Consider the following 1,098-nt stretch of genomic DNA (forward strand, 5'->3'; position numbering starts at 1 on the left):
CTAACTTGAAGATGCAGGTTTTAAAATCTGAAAATTGTCAGTCAGTCGAGTCGTCAGTTCTTTCGCTTTTTCTGGCAAAGTGACATGAAAAAAGTGACGAAGGGTTTCACGGAACGTTTTCGCATTCGGAAAATAGACATTATTACGCACGTGCTCATTCATGTACTTCCACAATCGCTCTGTCGGATTGAGGTTTGGACTGTAAGGCGGTAAGTAATGCAATTCAATATTAAGGACATACGCAATATCTTTCACCAACTCTGCTCGGTGGTAACCCGCTCCATCCAGAATAATATGGATTTTTTGCGACAGTGGGTAAGTTTCCCGGATTGCCCCGAAGAAATACGCGATGTTTTTAGCATTGATGCTCGGATATTCACGGATCACGGTGTCTTCAATACGTTGTAAATGGAGGGCACCCAGAATATTGAGACGGGTACGACTGCCGGGGGTCTCGACCACTTTTACCTGATTTTTTCCTGCTTTCATCCAGCCATAGCTGAGCTTTGTGGACTGTGAAGGATGCACCGCATCAATAAATAGGATCGGTTCACTCCGACTCACTCTGTTTTTCAGCGACTGATAATCATCAATAAATTGTTGCTGTTTATCCGCATCAAATTTATGAGGAACTCCCTTTGGCTTTTTGTAGCTGAAACCTTGGCGATGAAGCCATTTCGTCATTCCGCCCACGCTGAAAGAAACCTGCCAACGTGCTCGGACATCGGCCATAATTTGAGGGGTAGTATGCATCAAATTGGCCGTCAGATGATCAATCAGGTCGACGGTTTGTTCGGCGGTGAGATGGCTTTCAGAGCCGCCATTTTCCGGGGTGAGCTTTTCCTGAGCGACGAAATCTTTTAGGTGACGGCTTACCGTACTTTCATGAATACGCAAGGCCTGTGCAATCATCTGAGCTGTCCAGCCTTCGGAGGCCAAAAGCACAGCCTTGATGCGATCACAGACCCGACTGTCACGAGTGGTATCATGCATCAATTCGAGGGCACGTTTTTGTTCTGGTGTCAGATGAATTTTCATGGTTGCAAGCATGGTCTGGTTTGGGGGATAAATCAAGCATCTTCAATGGCGATTGGTATA

Annotated in this window: 1 protein-coding gene; it reads right to left on the minus strand. The window is 45.9% G+C overall.

Annotation, left to right across the window (positions count from 1 at the left end; all coding sequences use genetic code 11):
• Positions 1 to 1,038, minus strand: coding sequence for an IS630 family transposase (locus PSI23_RS21500; RefSeq protein ID WP_273556980.1), 1,038 nt, complete (start codon positions 1,036 to 1,038; stop codon positions 1 to 3).
• Between the last annotated feature and the right edge of the window lie 60 nt (positions 1,039 to 1,098).

Origin of the sequence: Xenorhabdus yunnanensis, from assembly GCF_028598805.1 — a bacterium.
In the GTDB taxonomy this organism is placed as follows: Bacteria; Pseudomonadota; Gammaproteobacteria; order Enterobacterales; family Enterobacteriaceae; genus Xenorhabdus; species Xenorhabdus yunnanensis.

What these genes read in the sequence shown, in the direction of transcription:
- PSI23_RS21500 (WP_273556980.1), bottom strand. Translation starts at nt 1,038, where the DNA reads ATGAAAATTCATCTGACACCAGAACAAAAACGTGCCCTCGAATTGATG.